The following is a 16,545-nucleotide window of genomic DNA, read 5'->3' on the forward strand; positions in this document are numbered from 1 at the left end:
GATGCAATGCCTCGGTCGCGCCGCGTTGCCGCTCATCGCGACGCGCACGATTCGGGACCTCCGGCTGTCGCCGTTACACCGGTATCGATATCGAGGTCTGAGTCGGCCCGTTCCTGCCGAACCGTATCCGATGCAACTGCCTGCAACCTTGCCGCCATGTCGGGTGCGATGCCGAGTTGCACGGCTGCTTGCTCCCGAGGTCCCAATGTACGGACGTCGACACCGGCGATCTGCTGGAACAGCACCAGCGCGCTCAGGTAAGCGCCCAGCACGCCCGGATGCAGATAATCGGGCCGCGAGATCGGCGGGTCGTTCTGCGCGCGGATGCCGTACCACAGCAGCGGCGCGCCGGACGGCGCATACGGATCGGGATCGGCCACACCGGTCGTCCACGCGCGCTGCCACGCGCGGCCGACCGGCGCGACGGCGGCGATCGCCGGATCGGTCCGGCGCGCACCATCGAATGCATCGCGATAGGCGGCGACGAGTTCGGCGAGACGATCGACATAGCGTGCGTGAAAGCCGGCGCTGCCCAGTTCGCCGGCAAGCACTTTCGCGAGATCGGCGCGCGGCCAGGTCTCATACAGGTAGATACGCGCTTGCGGCGCGGCCGCACGAATGCCGCGCGCCAGTTTCGCGACGCTCGCACGGAAACCGGCCGGATCGCTGGCGCGGCTGTGCGTGAGCGCGAACGGCAGCGGCTTCGCGCTCAGTTCCTGCAGGACGACCACATCCCACGTGGGCCGGTCGATCACGTCCGATGCGACGCGGTCATGTTTCGCGAGACTCGTCGCCGACATCGCCTCGAGGTGGACATCGTAGTCGAGCCCGGCTTCGGCGGCGAAGCGCGCGAAGATCCCCGGAATCCCGCCCCACGGCCCCGGCTCACGTTCCGAGCGAGCACCGGTCTGCCCGACGTTTTCGTCGACGACCTGCACGGTGCCGTCGATGTCCTGGCCGCCGGCACGCATCGCGCCGTACGAACGCACGGGCGTGTAACGGCCGTGCGTGAGGCTGTCGCCGACGAACAGGATACGTTGCGGCGTGCGCGTTGCCGGTACGGGCGACCCGCTCGGCGAGTCCGTTACCGAGACGGCCGTGGCCGGCCCGGCGACCAGCAACGTCAAGGCGCACGTCAGCGCGAAACGCATGATCGGGCAACAGAACGAGGGCATGTCGGTCATCACGGGGGTTCCGGAGGGACGCGTGGCCGCAGTATTTCACGAAGCGGCTCGACGGGGCATATGCCGTTCGGCAGACTTGGATGCGTTTTCCCGGTCGGCTATCCTGAGCGCTGAACTCTCGAAATGCCGGCTCGCCGGCCAACCCACGTGCCACTCGCCGCACGCTTCCCGTTTGCGTTCACGCCGCCCACAGGAGACGCACGACATGATTCCCTCGACCGACAACCGGACGCTGTTGCGCACGCTCGGCATCCGCACCCCGATCATCCAGGCGCCGATGGCCGGCGTCAGCACGCCCGCGCTGGCGGCTGCCGTGTCGAATGCGGGCGGGCTCGGCTCGCTCGGCGTCGGCGCGACGAATGCCGACGGCGCGCGCAAGATGATCCGCGATACGCGCGCGCTCACCGACCGGCCGTTCAACATCAATCTGTTCTGCCACCAGCCGGCCCGTGCCGATGCAGCCGTCGAACGCGCGTGGCTCGACTGGCTCGCGCCGGCGTTCCGCGAACAGGGTGCGACGCCGCCGGCGTCGCTGTCGGAGATCTACACGAGCTTCGTCGCGGACGATGCGATGCTCGCGATGCTGGTCGAAGAAAAACCGGCGGTGGTGAGCTTTCATTTCGGGTTGCCGTCCGATGAGGCCATCGCAGTGCTGAAGCGCGCGGGCATCACGCTGTTCGCGTCCGCGACGCATCCCGACGAAGCCCGGCAGATCGCCGCGGCCGGCATCGATGCGATCGTCGCGCAGGGCATCGAGGCCGGCGGGCACCGTGGCGTGTTCGATCCGGCGGCCCGCGACGACCGGCTCGGCACGTTCGCGCTGACGCGCCTGCTCGTGCGCGAATGCACGCTGCCGGTGATCGCCGCCGGCGGCATCATGGACGGCGACGGCATCGCCGCGGCGCTCGCGCTCGGCGCGCAGGCCGCGCAGCTCGGCACCGCCTTCGTCGCGTGTCCGGAGACATCGATCGACGACGGTTATCGCCGCGCGATTCTCGGCGACGCGGCGCGCCGCACGACCTTCACGACCGCGATTTCCGGCCGGATCGCGCGCGGCATCGCGAACCGGCTGACCGCGCTCGGCGACGACCCGAACGCACCGGCCACACCGGCCTATCCGATCGCATACGACGCGGGCAAGGCGCTGCATGCGGCCGCGAAAGCGAAAGGCGAGTTCGGCTACGGCGCGCAGTGGGCCGGACAGGCGGCGCCGCTCGTCCGGTCGCTGCCGGCGGCCGAACTGTTCGCGACGCTCGAGCGCGAGACGCGAGCGGCCATCGCACGGTTGCAGCACGCGCTCGACTGATTCCCGGCCACGCGCCGCGACGCGCATCGCCGGTCACAAAATTGCAACGCGATGTATCCGCGCGCGGCGCGGATACATCGCGATACAACGCATCGGCCCGCGCCCGCTATAAAGCAGACATGACCTCTGAGGAGCACGACATGTCTGCTACATGGTTCAACGGATCCTGCCATTGCGGCGCCGTGAAATTCGAAGTCCGAGCCGCGCTTGCGCCGGCCGTTCGCTGCAACTGCAGCCTCTGCCGCCGGCGCGGCGCGCTGATGAGTCCGATGTTCGCCGCGGCCGACCTGAAGATCGTCGAAGGCGAGGGCGCACTGACGCTCTACCGTTTCAACACGCACACGGCCCGCCATTATTTCTGCAGCCGTTGCGGCGTCTATCCGTTCCATCAGACGCGCAAGGATCCCGCGTGCTGGCGCGTCAATCTCGGCTGCCTCGACGGCGTCGATCCGTATGTGCTCGACGCCGCGATCGCCGACGGCGCGAGCCTTTCCGTCGTGGAGGACGCATGACACGCTGGCTGATGATCCTGCTGTTCGCCGCGGGCGGCCTCGCGACCGAAATCGCGCATCCGGTGCAGTGTTCGCTGCTGTCGATCAGCCGGCAGCGGACCGGCGATCGGCGGGGCCGAAACGACGGCGGGCGAAACTGAGCGCGGGCAGGGGTCATAGGTATCGCATCTTGTTGATCGGAAACGATAATCATGCTTCCGATAAGATCGCACGCGATATATAATGCGTTCATCTGCGACACGAACCCGTGTCGATGGAGGACGCTCATGAAACCGACCGAAGCACAATCGCCCGCCACGCCGAAACTGTCCGAGTTCCTGTGTTTTGCGATCTACTCGACGAACCTCGCGTTCGGCAAGGCATACAAGCCGATCCTCGAAGAGCTCGGCCTCACGTACACGCAATACATCACGATCATTGCGCTGTGGGAAGAGGGTAATCAGACGGTCGGGCAACTCGGCGAAAAGCTGTTCCTCGAGTCGAACACGCTGACACCGATCCTGAAGAAGCTCGAGGCGATGGGCTATCTGGAGCGACACCGCGATCCGTCGGACGAGCGCCAGGTGCTCGTGAGCCTGACGAAAAGCGGCCGCCGCGTGCGCGAGAAGGGGCTCGACATGAACCTGGTCGAAGCCACCGGGCTGAAGCCCGACGAATTCGCGAAGATGCAGAAGGCGATCGTCACGCTGCGCGGCAACCTGATCGATTCGATCGACGAATAAACGAATAGAACGCCGGTTCGATGTCGAGCGGGCGACGCGATTGCCGCCCGCACCCTCCGCAATTTCCGTCCATTTCCGGCCGTCAGGAGCGACGCACCACCGCGACAGCCCCTTACGGTTGGCCCGTTCCGGTTTCCTCGCGCTCCAGCACCAGCAAATGCATGTCGCGACGCATCACGAAGCCGAGTGCCCGATAGCGCTCGATCGCGCCGTGATTCGACGTGAGCACGTGCAGGAACGGCGTTTCGGCTCCCGCGCGGATGGTCGCGATCAATGACCGGATCAGTCCGGCCGCGAGGCCCTGGCCCCGAAACGCGGCATCCACGCACACGGCGCTGATCTCCGCATGGCCGCCGGCTCTCATTCGCTGACCGGCCATCGCCACGAGCCGGCCCTGCCTGCGTACACCGATATAGCCGCCGAATTCGATCGTGCGCGGGCCGAACGGGCCCGGCTCCGTCGCCGCGATCAGTTCGAGCATCTCCGGTACGTCGGCTTCGGTCAGGCAGACATGCTCCAGCTGATGCGCGTCGTCGAGCGTTCCCTGCCAGATCATCTGATGCAGCATCGCGCGCCGGACCACGGAAGAACCGGCTGGCGTCGGAATCTCGTCCGGCGTGACCAGTGCCACCGGTCCGTGTGCGTCGATCAGTCCGCGCAACGCGTCGAAAGCGGCCGGGCTGCGGTCGGCCATGCCGGCAAACGGCGCGATTGCGGGAGGAAACCGGCGCACAAGCGCGTCGCCGAGTGCAAAACGATGCTGCTCGCCGGCGAGCGCATGCCATACCGCGTTGTCGAGCGGATGCGATCCGCCTTTTTCCTGCCCGGTCGTTGCTTCCCGCATCGCCTGCTCCTTGATTGAAGGCCGTCCGTCGCACAGCATAGACGCGATCGCCTGCGCAGGTTGCAGACAAGCAAAAGCGCATACGATTATATCGCATGCGCTTTATTTGACGGGCGGTATCGCCGATTTCGTCGCGACCTTCAACGACCGAAATAGATCGGGTGCTCGGCCGTGTGAATCGCGCCGCGACTGCCGGATTGCGTCGCGCCGCTGGCGTTGCCGCCATAACCGGCTGCCTGCGTGTCGGTCGCCGTCGCGTCGTTGTCGCGAACCCGCTTCAGTGCTGTCTGCAGGTTGTCCGGATAGTTCGGATCGTTCGGGCGATTCGGCAGGTAGCCGGCCTGCTGGAGCGCGGCCAGCTCCGCCCGCACTTGCGCACGCGTCACGGTGCTTTCGGTCGCGAAGGCCGGTGCGGCAACGGAAGCCGACACGGCGACGAGCAGGGCTGCAATCAGTTGGGTCTTCATCATTCACCTCGATGGAAAAGAAAGCGTTCAGGCTTGCCCGCGACACGCCGGCAATCGGCGCCGATCGCGGCTTCGTTCAATGGCCGAAGTAGATCGAGCGCTCGGCGATACGCGTGACGGAACGAGTGCCCGATTGCGTGACGGCTGCAGCGTCGCTGCCATAAGCGGACGTCGCCGTATCGGTCGCGACGGTGTCGTTCGCGTGGATACGCGTCAGCGCGGCCTGCAGGTCGTCCGGGTAGTGCGGATCGTTCGCGCGGCCCGGCACATAGCCGGCTTGCTGCAGCTGAACGAGTTCGGCATGCACTTGGGCACGCGTCACGACGGCTTCATTGGCAAAGGCCGGCGCGGCAACGGCAGCGGACACGGCAACGAGAAGGGCAGTGATCAGTTGGGTTTTCATCATTTACCTCGACAAAAAATGGCAGGACATTCGGGAGGGCAGCACGCGGCCACCCGGTGCGATGCTTCAGACGATGCGGATCTCGACGTCGATGTTTCCGCGCGTCGCCTTCGAATACGGGCAGGTCTGATGCGCGGTGTCGACGATGTGTTGCACGACGTCGCGATCGAGGCCCGGCACGCTCACGTTCAGGCGGGCCTGCAGGAAGTACGCGTTGCCGCCCATGCCCAGGTCCACTTCGGCGTCGACCGCGAGATCGGCCGGCAGCGTGACCTTCGCCGCACGTGCCGCGAGCTGCATCGCGCCGATGAAGCAGGCAGACCAGCCGGCCGCGAACAGCTGTTCCGGATTCGTGCCGGTGCCGGCGCTGCCCGGCGACGACAGCTGGATGTCGAGGCGGCCGTCGGAACTGCGGGCCGCGCCGTCGCGGCCGCCGGAAGTCGTGTGCGTCTTGCCCGTGTACAGCACTTTTTCGATCTTGCTCATGGTTCACTCCGTCAGGTTGGAAGGTTTTTCTCAGACGCGATTCGATCGCATGCGATGCAGTTTGGTGGAGACGATCCGCCTCGTCAAGCGTATTCGATTAAATCGCACGCGATATTTGTATTCCAACGTATCTGGATCGTGCACATCCTTGCGGGATAAGGCTTCCGTACGATTCGGCCCTGATATGAAAAAGGATGAGGTGGACGGAAAACTTCGCGACGGGCAGGACAGATGCCCGTCGGAATGGCCGTTGCCCCGGCGGAGGCAACCCGGTTACGCCGAACGGAATTCGGCGATCACGACCAGGATCACGGCCGCGTCGGCCGGCAACTGGCGCTGGGAAAAGGCCGAACGCGCGTGTCCCGCCTTGTCGCCCAGCACCGCGGCGAACAGGTCGGAGGCACCGTTGATCACGGCCGGCTGGCCGTAGAAGCCGTCGGCCGACGCGACGTGGCCCTCGACCCGCACGATGTGATGCAGGCGGTCGAATCCGCCCAGGTGTTTTCGGATTTGTGCGAGCACGTTCAGCGCCGCGAGCTGCGCCGCGTGCCGCCCATCATCGATGCTCAGCCGTTCGCCGACGCGGCCCGTATAGGCGACCTTGCCGTCGACGAGCGGCAGTTGCCCGGACACGAACAACAGGTTGCCGGCTTCGTTGACGGCCGTGTAGCTGCCGAGCGGTTGCGGCGGTTCGGGTAGCGTGAAGCCGAGTTCGGCCAGCTTCTGTTCGATCGTCATTGCATTCTCCTTCGGGGATGGTCGATGTGCAGGCCGCAGCGTGGAAGCGTCGCTCGCCAGGGCCTCTGTCAGTCACTCTAGTGAGGCGGTCGGGGCCGGTAAATATCGTTCGCGCAATTGATTCGACACACGATGTAACGAATCGCGCGCGGCATCTAATGACGAGAACGCATGCCGGCGGAGCCGCCCGGTGTCGCCTGCCGAGTTCGCCGGTTCGCTGGTTTCCCACCCGGGATTCGTGCACACTCGTTGCCTCGACGTCCCGCGATGGAAGCACCGGACGCCCGGAGCCCCTCATGCAACGAAAATTCGACGACCTCCTGCTCGGCAGCATCGAGCTGTTCTGCCTGGCAGCCGAACTCGGCAGCTTCACGCTCGCCGCGACGGCCGCGAGCGTCACGCCGGCCGCGGTCAGCCGGTCGGTCGCGCGCCTCGAGGAGCGTCTCGGCGTACGCCTGTTCGTACGCACGACGCGGCAAATCCGCCTGACCGATTCCGGGCGGCGCTACTTCGAGCAATGCCGTGATGCGCTGTCGCAGCTCGTTGACGCGGAGCGCGAAGCGACGGGGCAGCAGGCGACCCCGGCGGGCGTGCTGCGCATCAGCATGCCGACGCCGTACGGCCACTATCGCGTACTGCCGCTGCTGCCCGCGTTTCGCGAGCGCTACCCCGACGTGCGCGTCGAAACGCACCTGAGCAACCGGAACATCGATTTCGCCGAGGAGGGCTTCGACCTGGCGATCCGCGGCCGCGCGCCGGCGGATTCGAGCCTCGTCGCGCGCAAGCTGGAGGACGCCGAACTCGTCGTCGTCTCGACGCCCGGCTACCTGAAGCGCGCCGGCGTGCCGCGCGCCGTCGACGATCTGCATGCGCACGAATGCATCCAGTTCGAGCTTCCGAGCAGCGGCCGGCCGATTCCGTGGCTGTTCAACGACGGCTCGGCGGAAATCGAAATCGCGACGACCGGCAGCTACGGCGCGTCGGGCGACGTCCTTGCCGGCGTCACGCTCGCGCGCAGCGGCGCGGGCCTGTTCCAGACCTATCGCTTCATCGTCGAACGGGATCTGCGGGAGGGCACACTCACGGAAGTGCTGTCCGGCCAGGGCGGGCGGTCACGGCCGTTCATGCTGCTGTATCCGCATGCACGCTATCTGTCGTCGCGCGTGCGCGTCTTCGTCGACTTTCTCATCGAACATCTGGAGCAGGCGCCCGGCAAGCGGGCGCGCTAGCCGCGTCCGGCCACGCCGGCAACGGACCAGGGAGGGGCCCGAACGGCACGGCTGCGCCGGTCGCGGGCCGCCTCGGACCGTCCGCGCCGGCACATTCTGGCTACCTTGCGCTCAGTGCCCCGCGCTCTGGCCACCGTCCACGTGCAGGATCTCGCCGGTGACGAACGGCGCCGAATCGAGATACAGGATCGCGCCGACGATGTCGCTCATCTCGCCCATCCGGCCGACCGGATGCAGCGATGCGAGCGTCGCGTGCGTATCGGGCGCGTGCATCGGCGACTTGATGATGCCGGGCGACACGGCGTTCACGCGGATGCCGGCCTTCGCATATTCGATCGCGAGCGACTTCGTCGCCGCATTGAGCCCGCCTTTCGTCAGCGATGCGAGCGCCGACGGCACGTTGCTGTTCGCGTGGTCGACGAGACTCGTCGTGATGCTGACCACGTGTCCGCTGCCGTGCCGCTGCATCGCCGCAATCGCGCGCTGTGTGACGTGGAAGAAGCCGTCCAGGTTGACGCGGGTGATGGCCGCGTAGTCGTCGGCCGTGTACTGCGTGAACGGCTTCGCGATGAAGATGCCTGCGTTGTTGACGAGCGTGTCGACCCGGCCGAAACGTTCGATTGCGGTGTCGACCACGCGCCGCGCGACCGCCGGGTCGCCGATGTCGCCCGCAACGGTGACGAGATCGGGATCGTCCGACGGCCCGATCGAACGGGACGTCGCGACCACCCGATGACCCTGGGCGCGGAATGCGCTGACCGTTTCAGCGCCGATGCCTTGCGATGCGCCGGTGACGATGATGACTTTGGAAGTGCTCATGATATGCCTCGACAGGTGACTGGTTTTCGGCTTCGGTGCCGACCGGATCGATGAATCCGATGGACCAGACTCTAGGCGTGTCGGGCCGGAGTTCGAACACCCACCGTGGACCAACAGTCTTGCGTCGCGGGAACAAATGCGGGGGAAGTGCGCGGATGGCCGCGGCGACGATCGGTGCGGCGGCGTATTGGTGGCGGTGAATCGACGCGGCCGCCAACGAGCCGGCAATTGATGCGCGATAACACGCATCGACCGTCGTGAATTCGGGGGGGTGCGCGGTGAAATGCTGCGAATGCTGCGCGCTGGCGTGCTCGAACGCTTCGGGCACTTCGGAAATTTATCGAATCTATCCGGATAACTTTTCTTATCACAATAGCCTTATTTTTTATCAAAACTGCTGGATACGAAAACGCGCCTGACCTGACCGTCACACGCCTCGCCTGTCGGCACCCAAACCGGATCAGGGCAGGGTATGCCCGCCACACGCGCATGATTGGCGCGCTATCCGGCACTCTGAACCCGACCAAAGCTGGCACACTCCTGTCCACATCCGTCGATGCGGCCCGATATCATCCGGTGGCGGACGATGCCGATCCGTTGATGCCGCACGCTTGGTTCGGCCGGCGCGGCACATGCACATGCGCAAGATCGCGTGCGTCGGCGAACAGCCGGCGCGGTATGTAAGTCTCGCGGCATCCCTGGTGCTGCGCGACAAGGCGAACGGAGCGGCGGGGCGGCTCGATGCATCCGATTCGGGGCTGCCAGGGTGGCGCTATACCCGGTCCGCCGGCGAAGCGCCGAATGGGAATGCGAGTATGGCCATTGGGAATCGCTGTGGGACGCATCGCTTGCTGTCGTCGACTCGCTTGCGCCCGACGCCTGGACCGCAACCGCGTGCGTCGATCTGGATCAACTCGCCCAGGCACGCCCGGCGCGCTCGCGGCTGGTACACCTTAGGCGGACGTTGCCGACGCGGCACCCACAGCCCGGCATCGGTCATCAGCCGGCGCACCGTTTCCTTGGCCAGCCGGATGCCGTGGCACTCATACAGCTTCTCGCAGGCCAGCGTCGGCCCGAAATCGGCGTAGCGCTCACGGACGATCGCGAGTGCCCGTCGGGCCAGATCCTCATCCAGCCGCCGGTTGCCCGGGCGGCCACGCTTGCGCGAAGCCAGTCCTGCCGCACCAGATTCGCGGTAACGCTCCACCAGCCGCTGGACCTGTCGCACCGTCAAGCCCAGCCGTTCAGCCGCACGACCAGGCTTCAGGCCCATGTCCACCACGGCCTGAATCACCTTCAGGCGGTCGAGTTCTCGCATGTTCAATGTCACCAGTGTTGTTCGGTGCAAGGCCGGCTCCACAATCCCTTGAGGAACCGGCAAGCATACCGAGGGCAAAACGCGACATTTCTAAGTGGCCAGAACACGACATTTCTAAAAAGCTACTACAACAAGAACTATCGATAATTATGATTATGTCAAATAGTAAATTTACCCGAAAACACCACTGAAACCCTGGCCGGACACCGCTAGAATCCCGCCTCACCGGTCGCCCTCAGCCATCGTCTTCCACTGTGAACGCGGCCGCGGCAAAACCGCCGACACGCGATATCCTCGACGGCCGCCCGCCAGACGCCGTCTCCAGCCACTGCAAACCGCCCGCAACAGGACGATCAGGACAACCACATCCCCTGCATCTTGTGCGAGAAATGCGCGCGCTCGGCCGTCTCCATCAGCGACAGGAATTCGTCCTGCATCATGTGGATCAGCGCTTCATGGTCGCCGGCCTCGAAATACACTTCCGGCTGCTGCGCGAGATGTTCCTCGAGGAATGTCTTCATCCCGTACGCCATGCACACCGGCGGCAACGCGCCCAGGTCGCAATCCTTGAACAGTTCGCGCAGTTCGATTTCCCTGGCGAGCACGAGATGGCGGCCGGTCTTGACCCAAAGATCCGACAGTCGCACCGCGTGCGACGTCGGCAGCACGGCGGCGACGTAGCCTTCGTCGTCCTCGAGCAGCACGGTTTTCGCGAGGCGATCGCCGGGGATATGCGCGGCGGCGGCCGTCTCCATGCTGGTATGACTATACGGGTGGTACACGACTTCGTACCGCGATGACTTCTGGCGCAGGCAATCCTGCAGGGTGGCTGATACAGGCATGGCACACCTCGTCTGGGCGAATCGGGCGAACGAAGTTCGCTCCGGATTTGTTCAGCATAGGTCGCATTCGGCCCGATGGAAATCGCCGCTTCGCCCCTTCCTCATTCGGGCTCCCACTCCGGTTCCAACCCCTTTTCGCGCAGCCATTCGCGGTTGAAAAGCCGCGCTCGATAGATGTCGCCGCGATCGCACAGCAAGGTCACGATCGTGTGCCCCGGGCCCATCCGGCGGGCCAGCCAGACCGCCGCGGCGACGTTGATGCCGCTCGATCCGCCGACGTACAGCCCCTCCTCGCGCAGCAGCCGGTAGACCATCTTCACGCACAGCGGATCATCGATCCGCACGGCGTCGTCGATCGGCGCGCCGGCGAGATTCGCGGTGACACGCGTCGAGCCGATGCCTTCGGTGATCGAGTTGCCTTCGGCGCCGAGGTCACCCGTTTTCACGTAACCGTAGAGCCCGCTGCCGTGGGGATCGGCCAGCACGATCCGGACCTCCGGATTCTGCTCCTTCAGATAGCGGCTCACGCCCGCCAGCGTGCCGCCCGTGCCGGTCGCGCAGACGAACGCATCGACCGTGCCGGCCGTGTCGCGCCAGATTTCCGGCCCGGTCGTCTCGTAGTGCGCCTGCCGGTTGACGACGTTGTCAAACTGGTTGGCCCATACCGCGTTGTCGAGTTCGTCCGCAAGCCGCCCGGCAATCTTCTGATAGTTGTTCGGGTCGCGGTACGGCGCCGCCGGCACCGGGCGCACGTCGGCGCCGAGCGTGCGCAGGATCGCCATCTTGTCCGGCGATTGCGTGTCGGGAATCACGATCACGCAGCGATAGCCGCGCGCGGCGCAGATATGGGCAAGACCGATGCCCGTGTTGCCCGCCGTGCCCTCGACGACGGTGCCGCCCGGCTTCAGCGCACCGCGCTGCTCGGCGTCGCGGATGATGTAGAGCGCCGCGCGATCCTTCACCGATCCGCCCGGATTCATGAACTCCGCCTTGCCCAGGATCTCGCAGCCCGTTTCCGCGCTGAGCTTCGCCAGCCGGATCAGCGGTGTGCGCCCCACGCAGTCCACGAAGCCTTGTCGCACGTCCATGTTCCCCTCCCTTGCATTCGCGCTCGCGCGCCATACACAACGAAGGATAGGACGCGGCCGCCGCTTTCGACGCCGGCCGCCGCGTACTAAGCTTGGAGAGCCCAGTGCGGCGCGCGCGCCGCATCGCCAGACGAGGTCCGCCATGCTGCAATTGCAATCCGTCGCCATCGACAAGCCCGAGGCCGTGAATTTCATTCTCGGCCAGTCGCATTTCATCAAGTCCGTCGAGGACATCCACGAGACGCTGGTCGGCGCCGTGCCTGGCATCCGTTTCGGGCTCGCGTTCTGCGAGGCATCGGGCAAGCGGCTCGTGCGCCGTTCCGGCACCGATGCGGCGCTCGTCGAACTCGCGTGCCGCAACGCCAGCGCGATCGGCGCCGGTCACGCCTTCATCGTGTTCCTCGGCGACGGTTTCTATCCGGTCAACGTGCTCAATGCGATCAAGGCCGTGCCGGAGGTCTGCCGGATCTATTGCGCGACCGCGAATCCGACCGACGTGATCGTCGCGGAAACCGCGCAAGGACGCGGAATCGTCGGCGTCGTCGACGGCCTTCCGCCGCTCGGCATCGAGAACGACGACGACGTGCGCTGGCGCAAGGATCTGCTGCGCACGATCGGATACAAGGCTTAACCGCGGGCCGCCGATCCGGCGCCGGGCGCATGGCGCCCTCCGGCTGCGGGCCGGTTCATGCGTGAGACGCGGAGGCCTGACCGTGACTCGCCGCCGGGTGCGGCGCGCCCGCGGCAGGCGTCGCGGGATGCCCGGCCGATGTGCCGCCGCCGGTACTGCCTGCCGCCCCGGCACGAATTCCAAAGACGCTGCATAAGACCGCGCCGCAATGGCGTGGACCGGCGAGGCGGACGGTCATGATCGCGTCTCTTCTACCGGGGCCCTGTCCTGCAGACTCTGCTGCGTCAAAAGCACGGCCGCGGCCGGGATTTCAGGGCGGAGGAAAACTAGACCGTTAGTTGCATTTACGAGAATGAAGATACGCTCCCGTTTGCGTCGCGCCGTGGCCGTCCGGCTGTCCTATACTGGCCGCAGCAGACTGACCGACGGTCGCACCGACGCACCGGCCGCGGCCGTCGACTCTTCCCGGAGCAACGTATGCATTACCAGCTGATCTACGAACTCGTCGACGATTACCTGTCCCGGCGCGAACAGTATCGCGCCGAGCACCTCGCACTCGCGCGGGCGGCAACCGAACGCGGCGAACTCGTGCTCGCCGGCGCGTTGCAGGATCCGGCCGACCAGGCCGTGCTCGTGTTCGAGGGCGATTCGCCGGAAGCCGCCGAATCGTTCGCGCGCGCCGATCCGTACGTGCAGAACGGTCTCGTCAAGTCCTGGCGCGTGCGGCCGTGGCGCGTCGTGATCGGCAAGCACGCGCCGCGCTAGCGATGCACGGGGCAATGGCTACAGCCACCCCGCCCGCTTGAAGCGCCACCACAACGCGAGATCGGCCGCGACCATCACCGCGATGCAGCCGTAAAAGCCGTACTTGAGGTGCAGTTCGGGCATGTTCGCGAAGTTCATCCCGTAGATGCCGGCGATCATCGTCGGTATCGCGAACAGCGCGGCGAACGAGCCGAGCCGCTTGGTCACCTCGTTCTCCGCGAGCGAGATCATCCCGAGGTTGACCTGGACCGCGGTCACGACCATCTCGCGCCGCCCTTCGATCGTCTTCACGATCCGCTGCAGGTGGTCGTACACGTCGCGGAAGTAATGCTCCATCCCGCTGCAGACCTGCGGGATGCGCCCGCCGGTGAGCTTCGCGAGCGGCTCGATCAGCGGCGCCGTGTGCTGGTGCAGCATCACGAGCCGGCGTTTCAGCGAATAGAGGTCCTCGATGATCACGCGCGACGACGCCGGCGTGGCCTTCGTGAAGATACGGTCCTCGAGTTCCTCGAGCTCGTTGCCGAGCGCCTCGAGGATCGGAAAATAGCGGTCGACGACCTGGTCCATCAATGCATAGAACACGAACGCCGACCCTTCCTGCAGCAGGTGCGGCTCGCGCTCGCAGCGCTTGCGCACCGCGCGGAAATCCTGCTCGGTATGGTTGCGGATCGACAGCACGTAGTTCGGGCCGACGAACACGTTCAGCTCGCCGACCTTGAATTCGCCGTCGTCGTCGAACTCGACCGTATGCAGCACTGCGAACAGCGAGTCACCGTACTCCTCGATCTTCGGCCGTTGATGCCCCTTGCGGGCATCTTCGAGCGCGAGTTCGTGCAGCCCGAATTCCTCGCCCATCAGGTCGATCTCGTCCGGTGTCGGATCCTTCAGCGCGACCCACACGAAACACTCGGGCTTCGACACGTAGTCGCTAATGGCGTCGATATCGATATCGGCCAGCTTGCGGCCGTCCTGGTATGCAGCACAGTTGATCAGCATGGTATCCGTGATGTTGCCGTTTCCACATCAGTTTACCGGTTTGGCGCGCGGGCGGCCCCCGGCTTGCGCGGCACGCCGATATTGGTCATGATCGGATTGCATGCGCCGCGGCACGCGCACGGCATCGCTTCGACAGACGCACGGCACGGCCGTGCGGCCCAACCGTCAAGGAGACAGACCCATGTGGTATTTCTCGTGGATACTCGGCATCGGCGTGGCGCTCGGCTTCGGCATCATCAACGCGATGTGGCTGGAAGCGGAAGTGTTCTCGCGCGACGACAAGCGCACTGACGCACCGCGCGCGGATTCGGGGAGCCGGTATTCGTGACGCACCTGGTGTTCTTCTGCGGACATGCAGGCACCGGCAAGACCACGCTCGCGAAGCGGCTGATCGGGCCGCTGATGCGCGCGACCGGTGAAGCCTTCTGCCTGCTCGACAAGGACACGCTCTACGGCCGCTACAGTTCGGCCGCGATGGGCGCCCTCACCTCCGATCCGAACGACCGCGACAGCCCGCTCTACCTGAAGCATCTGCGCGATCCCGAATACCAGGGCCTGCTCGACACGGCCCGCGAGAACCTCGCGCTCGGCATCGGCGTGCTCGTGGTCGGCCCGCTGTCGCGCGAAGTGCGTGACCGGCGCATCCTCGACCGCGCGTGGCTCGGCATCGGGCCGGACGTCACGCTGACGGTCGTCTGGGTCCATACGGCGGAAGACGTCGCGCATCAGCGGATCGTCGCGCGCGGCAATCCGAACGACGCGTACAAGCTCGCGCACTGGGACGAATACCGGCAACGCCGCTTCGTGCCGACCGGCCACGAATGCGACGGCATCGTGATGTTCGACAACACCGCACCATCCGACGCGGACATCGATGCGCTGCTGTACCGCATCGCACCGCCGGCGCCGAAGACGACGATCGTCCCGCCGCTGCCCGCCTGAGCGGCGCGCACCGCCCTGCTCTTCCCCGATTCAACGCGCTTCAAAAAAACAACGCCGGAAGCGCTGTTGCGCTCCCGGCGTCGCACGGCCCTCGTGCCGGAGACCGATCGTCAGGCGACTTCGTGCACGCGCTCCATCGTGCCGCCTTCGTACAGCTTGCCGAAGCGGTTCGCGAGGAACGCCTTCAGCGACACCTTCTCCTGCGGGATGAAACCGCTCTGCGGCAGCTTCTTTTCGCGGAACAGATCCAGCACCGCGCACATCGCGCCGGCCGTCGTGATCTGGATCGCGCTCATGTGCATCCCACACACGTCCTTCGCGAAAATCTTGCGCGTGAACACGTCCTGAACGAGCTGGCCGTCCTTCACACCCGTCACCGTGACGAACACGAGCACAACGTCCTGCTTCGTCGACGGCACCGCGCGGCGCATGATCGACTTCAGCGTATCGCGGTCGCTCGACAGGCGCAGGTCCTCGAGCAGGAACTGCACGAGCTCGCGGTGGCCCGGATAGCGCACCGACTTGTAGTCGAGCGTCTCGACCTTGCCCGACAGCGTCTCGCACAGCGTGCCGAGGCCGCCCGACGTATTGAACGCTTCGTATTCGGTGCCGTCGAGCGAGAAGTGCTCGAGGCCTTCGAGCGGCTGCACCCACTGCTTGCGGCCGTCGCGGATCGCTTCGCACGGCTGGCAGTATTCGTTGATCAGGCCGTCGACGCTCCACGTCAGGTTGTACTTCAGCGCGTTGGTCGGATACTCGGGCAGCGCGCCGACGCGCATCTTCACGTCGCGCACTTCGCTGAAGCCGTTCACGAGCTCGTGTGCGGCGATGCCGATGAAGCCCGGTGCGAGGCCGCACTGCGGCATGAACGCACGGTCCGAACCGTCGGCCAGTTCGCGGATCGCGTGGGTCGCGCGCACGTCTTCGGTCAGATCGAAGTAATGGACGCCAGCCGCCTTGGCCGCCGCGGCGACGTTGACCGCGAGGTAGTACGGCAGCGCGTTGACGAGCGCATCGAAGCCCTTCACGGCTTCGCGGATCGCATTGGCGTCGGCCGAATCGACACGCTGCGTTGCGATGCCTTCACGCGACAGCTTGGCGAGCGCATCCGCATCGCGGTCGAACGCGACGACTTCGTAGTCGCCGGTTTCACGCAGCATGTGAGCAATGGTGTGGCCGATCAGACCTGCGCCGACGATGGCGATTTTCATGCGCTTATCTCCTGATGATGAGTTGGGTATTGGTGTACGGCG

The 16,545-nt window shown here is 65.7% G+C and carries 21 protein-coding genes and 1 pseudogene; 9 read left to right on the top strand and 13 right to left on the bottom strand.

All coding sequences use genetic code 11. From position 1 onward, the window contains the following. Window positions 1-32: 32 nt before the first annotated feature. Window positions 33-1,184 carry a hypothetical protein gene (locus tag DIE23_RS03400; protein WP_124610796.1) on the bottom strand — a complete coding sequence of 384 codons (1,152 nt, stop codon included), beginning with the start codon at window positions 1,182-1,184 and terminating at the stop codon, window positions 33-35. Between the two features lie 205 nt (window positions 1,185-1,389). Here DIE23_RS03400 and DIE23_RS03405 point away from each other — a divergent pair, with 205 nt between their 5' ends. From DIE23_RS03405 to DIE23_RS03415, 4 genes are all read left to right on the top strand, one after another. Continuing rightward, on the top strand, window positions 1,390-2,490 hold the full coding sequence (locus DIE23_RS03405; protein ID WP_124610797.1) for a nitronate monooxygenase family protein: 1,101 nt from the start codon (window positions 1,390-1,392) through the stop codon (window positions 2,488-2,490). 140 nt (window positions 2,491-2,630) lie between these two features. Beyond that, a complete protein-coding gene (locus DIE23_RS03410) occupies window positions 2,631-3,002 on the top strand; it encodes a GFA family protein (RefSeq protein ID WP_124610798.1) in 372 nt (123 codons plus the stop codon). A gap of 11 nt (window positions 3,003-3,013) precedes the next feature. Further along, window positions 3,014-3,142: a hypothetical protein gene (locus tag DIE23_RS39980; RefSeq protein WP_260435949.1), complete on the top strand. Its 129-nt coding sequence runs from the start codon at window positions 3,014-3,016 to the stop codon at window positions 3,140-3,142. Between the two features lie 126 nt (window positions 3,143-3,268). Then, on the top strand, window positions 3,269-3,724 hold the full coding sequence (locus tag DIE23_RS03415) for a MarR family winged helix-turn-helix transcriptional regulator (protein WP_057928940.1): 456 nt from the start codon (window positions 3,269-3,271) through the stop codon (window positions 3,722-3,724). Between the two features lie 112 nt (window positions 3,725-3,836). Here DIE23_RS03415 and DIE23_RS03420 read toward each other — a convergent pair whose 3' ends face one another. From DIE23_RS03420 to DIE23_RS03440, 5 genes are all read right to left on the bottom strand, one after another. Further along, window positions 3,837-4,568, bottom strand: a complete 732-nt coding sequence (locus DIE23_RS03420) for a GNAT family N-acetyltransferase (RefSeq protein WP_124610799.1) — start codon at window positions 4,566-4,568, stop codon at window positions 3,837-3,839. Window positions 4,569-4,708: 140 nt separating this feature from the next. Beyond that, window positions 4,709-5,038 carry a DUF4148 domain-containing protein gene (locus DIE23_RS03425; protein WP_124610800.1) on the bottom strand — a complete coding sequence of 110 codons (330 nt, stop codon included), beginning with the start codon at window positions 5,036-5,038 and terminating at the stop codon, window positions 4,709-4,711. A 73-nt stretch (window positions 5,039-5,111) separates the two neighbouring features. Next, a complete protein-coding gene (locus tag DIE23_RS03430) occupies window positions 5,112-5,438 on the bottom strand; it encodes a DUF4148 domain-containing protein (protein ID WP_124610801.1) in 327 nt (108 codons plus the stop codon). Window positions 5,439-5,504: 66 nt separating this feature from the next. Beyond that, the gene (locus DIE23_RS03435) at window positions 5,505-5,924 is read right to left on the bottom strand and encodes an organic hydroperoxide resistance protein (protein ID WP_124610802.1); all 420 of its coding nucleotides are present in this window, start codon (window positions 5,922-5,924) and stop codon (window positions 5,505-5,507) included. Window positions 5,925-6,197: 273 nt separating this feature from the next. Further along, a complete protein-coding gene (locus DIE23_RS03440) occupies window positions 6,198-6,662 on the bottom strand; it encodes a RidA family protein (protein WP_124610803.1) in 465 nt (154 codons plus the stop codon). Window positions 6,663-6,958: 296 nt separating this feature from the next. Here DIE23_RS03440 and DIE23_RS03445 point away from each other — a divergent pair, with 296 nt between their 5' ends. Continuing rightward, entirely contained in the window at window positions 6,959-7,891 is a 933-nt protein-coding gene (locus DIE23_RS03445) for a LysR family transcriptional regulator (protein ID WP_124610804.1), read from the top strand. A gap of 111 nt (window positions 7,892-8,002) precedes the next feature. Here DIE23_RS03445 and DIE23_RS03450 read toward each other — a convergent pair whose 3' ends face one another. From DIE23_RS03450 to DIE23_RS03470, 5 genes and pseudogenes are all read right to left on the bottom strand, one after another. Then, window positions 8,003-8,710, bottom strand: coding sequence for an SDR family NAD(P)-dependent oxidoreductase (locus DIE23_RS03450; RefSeq protein ID WP_124610805.1), 708 nt, complete (start codon window positions 8,708-8,710; stop codon window positions 8,003-8,005). Beyond that, window positions 8,655-9,038, bottom strand: a complete 384-nt coding sequence (locus DIE23_RS03455; protein ID WP_124610806.1) for a hypothetical protein — start codon at window positions 9,036-9,038, stop codon at window positions 8,655-8,657. The genes DIE23_RS03450 and DIE23_RS03455 overlap by 56 nt, the downstream gene beginning before the upstream one ends. 570 nt (window positions 9,039-9,608) lie before the next feature. After that, window positions 9,609-10,028, bottom strand: a pseudogene (locus DIE23_RS03460) (helix-turn-helix domain-containing protein); the annotation flags it as partial. A 353-nt stretch (window positions 10,029-10,381) separates the two neighbouring features. Beyond that, entirely contained in the window at window positions 10,382-10,870 is a 489-nt protein-coding gene (locus tag DIE23_RS03465) for an aminoacyl-tRNA deacylase (protein ID WP_044848239.1), read from the bottom strand. Window positions 10,871-10,971: 101 nt separating this feature from the next. Next, window positions 10,972-11,958 (bottom strand): cysteine synthase A, encoded by a 987-nt coding sequence (locus DIE23_RS03470; protein WP_124610807.1) that lies wholly within the window; start codon window positions 11,956-11,958, stop codon window positions 10,972-10,974. Between the two features lie 142 nt (window positions 11,959-12,100). On the opposite strand from DIE23_RS03470, the gene DIE23_RS03475 reads away from it, so the two are divergent. Together DIE23_RS03475 and DIE23_RS03480 are read left to right on the top strand one after the other, a co-directional pair. Further along, window positions 12,101-12,589, top strand: coding sequence for an adenosine-specific kinase (locus DIE23_RS03475; protein ID WP_124610808.1), 489 nt, complete (start codon window positions 12,101-12,103; stop codon window positions 12,587-12,589). Between the two features lie 477 nt (window positions 12,590-13,066). Then, window positions 13,067-13,354: a YciI-like protein gene (locus tag DIE23_RS03480; protein WP_124610809.1), complete on the top strand. Its 288-nt coding sequence runs from the start codon at window positions 13,067-13,069 to the stop codon at window positions 13,352-13,354. A gap of 18 nt (window positions 13,355-13,372) precedes the next feature. Here DIE23_RS03480 and corA read toward each other — a convergent pair whose 3' ends face one another. Then, window positions 13,373-14,350, bottom strand: a complete 978-nt coding sequence (gene corA, locus DIE23_RS03485; protein ID WP_124610810.1) for a magnesium/cobalt transporter CorA — start codon at window positions 14,348-14,350, stop codon at window positions 13,373-13,375. A 181-nt stretch (window positions 14,351-14,531) separates the two neighbouring features. On the opposite strand from corA, the gene cydX reads away from it, so the two are divergent. Both cydX and DIE23_RS03495 read left to right on the top strand, forming a co-directional pair. Next, window positions 14,532-14,678 carry a cytochrome bd-I oxidase subunit CydX gene (gene cydX, locus DIE23_RS03490; protein WP_124610811.1) on the top strand — a complete coding sequence of 49 codons (147 nt, stop codon included), beginning with the start codon at window positions 14,532-14,534 and terminating at the stop codon, window positions 14,676-14,678. After that, window positions 14,675-15,292 (top strand): ATP-binding protein, encoded by a 618-nt coding sequence (locus DIE23_RS03495; RefSeq protein ID WP_124610812.1) that lies wholly within the window; start codon window positions 14,675-14,677, stop codon window positions 15,290-15,292. Before cydX ends, DIE23_RS03495 begins: the two co-directional genes overlap by 4 nt. 110 nt (window positions 15,293-15,402) lie before the next feature. On the opposite strand, the gene DIE23_RS03500 is transcribed toward DIE23_RS03495, so the two are convergent. Continuing rightward, on the bottom strand, window positions 15,403-16,503 hold the full coding sequence (locus tag DIE23_RS03500) for a saccharopine dehydrogenase family protein (protein WP_040144221.1): 1,101 nt from the start codon (window positions 16,501-16,503) through the stop codon (window positions 15,403-15,405). Between the last annotated feature and the right edge of the window lie 42 nt (window positions 16,504-16,545).

Source organism: Burkholderia sp. Bp9143 (assembly GCF_003853645.1).
Lineage (GTDB): Bacteria > Pseudomonadota > Gammaproteobacteria > Burkholderiales > Burkholderiaceae > Burkholderia.

Bases quoted from the DNA above. Each gene is read 5' to 3' on its own strand.
- DIE23_RS03425 (WP_124610800.1), bottom strand. From the start codon at position 5,038: ATGATGAAGACCCAACTGATTGCAGCCCTGCTCGTCGCCGTGTCGGCT.
- DIE23_RS03405 (WP_124610797.1), top strand. From the start codon at position 1,390: ATGATTCCCTCGACCGACAACCGGACGCTGTTGCGCACGCTCGGCATC.
- DIE23_RS03465 (WP_044848239.1), bottom strand. From the start codon at position 10,870: ATGCCTGTATCAGCCACCCTGCAGGATTGCCTGCGCCAGAAGTCATCG.
- DIE23_RS03475 (WP_124610808.1), top strand. From the start codon at position 12,101: ATGCTGCAATTGCAATCCGTCGCCATCGACAAGCCCGAGGCCGTGAAT.
- cydX (WP_124610811.1), top strand. From the start codon at position 14,532: ATGTGGTATTTCTCGTGGATACTCGGCATCGGCGTGGCGCTCGGCTTC.
- DIE23_RS03450 (WP_124610805.1), bottom strand. From the start codon at position 8,710: ATGAGCACTTCCAAAGTCATCATCGTCACCGGCGCATCGCAAGGCATC.
- DIE23_RS03440 (WP_124610803.1), bottom strand. From the start codon at position 6,662: ATGACGATCGAACAGAAGCTGGCCGAACTCGGCTTCACGCTACCCGAA.
- DIE23_RS03435 (WP_124610802.1), bottom strand. From the start codon at position 5,924: ATGAGCAAGATCGAAAAAGTGCTGTACACGGGCAAGACGCACACGACT.
- DIE23_RS03480 (WP_124610809.1), top strand. From the start codon at position 13,067: ATGCATTACCAGCTGATCTACGAACTCGTCGACGATTACCTGTCCCGG.
- DIE23_RS03415 (WP_057928940.1), top strand. From the start codon at position 3,269: ATGAAACCGACCGAAGCACAATCGCCCGCCACGCCGAAACTGTCCGAG.
- DIE23_RS03500 (WP_040144221.1), bottom strand. From the start codon at position 16,503: ATGAAAATCGCCATCGTCGGCGCAGGTCTGATCGGCCACACCATTGCT.
- corA (WP_124610810.1), bottom strand. From the start codon at position 14,350: ATGCTGATCAACTGTGCTGCATACCAGGACGGCCGCAAGCTGGCCGAT.
- DIE23_RS03410 (WP_124610798.1), top strand. From the start codon at position 2,631: ATGTCTGCTACATGGTTCAACGGATCCTGCCATTGCGGCGCCGTGAAA.
- DIE23_RS03400 (WP_124610796.1), bottom strand. From the start codon at position 1,184: ATGACCGACATGCCCTCGTTCTGTTGCCCGATCATGCGTTTCGCGCTG.
- DIE23_RS03420 (WP_124610799.1), bottom strand. From the start codon at position 4,568: ATGCGGGAAGCAACGACCGGGCAGGAAAAAGGCGGATCGCATCCGCTC.
- DIE23_RS39980 (WP_260435949.1), top strand. From the start codon at position 3,014: ATGATCCTGCTGTTCGCCGCGGGCGGCCTCGCGACCGAAATCGCGCAT.
- DIE23_RS03470 (WP_124610807.1), bottom strand. From the start codon at position 11,958: ATGGACGTGCGACAAGGCTTCGTGGACTGCGTGGGGCGCACACCGCTG.
- DIE23_RS03430 (WP_124610801.1), bottom strand. From the start codon at position 5,438: ATGAAAACCCAACTGATCACTGCCCTTCTCGTTGCCGTGTCCGCTGCC.
- DIE23_RS03445 (WP_124610804.1), top strand. From the start codon at position 6,959: ATGCAACGAAAATTCGACGACCTCCTGCTCGGCAGCATCGAGCTGTTC.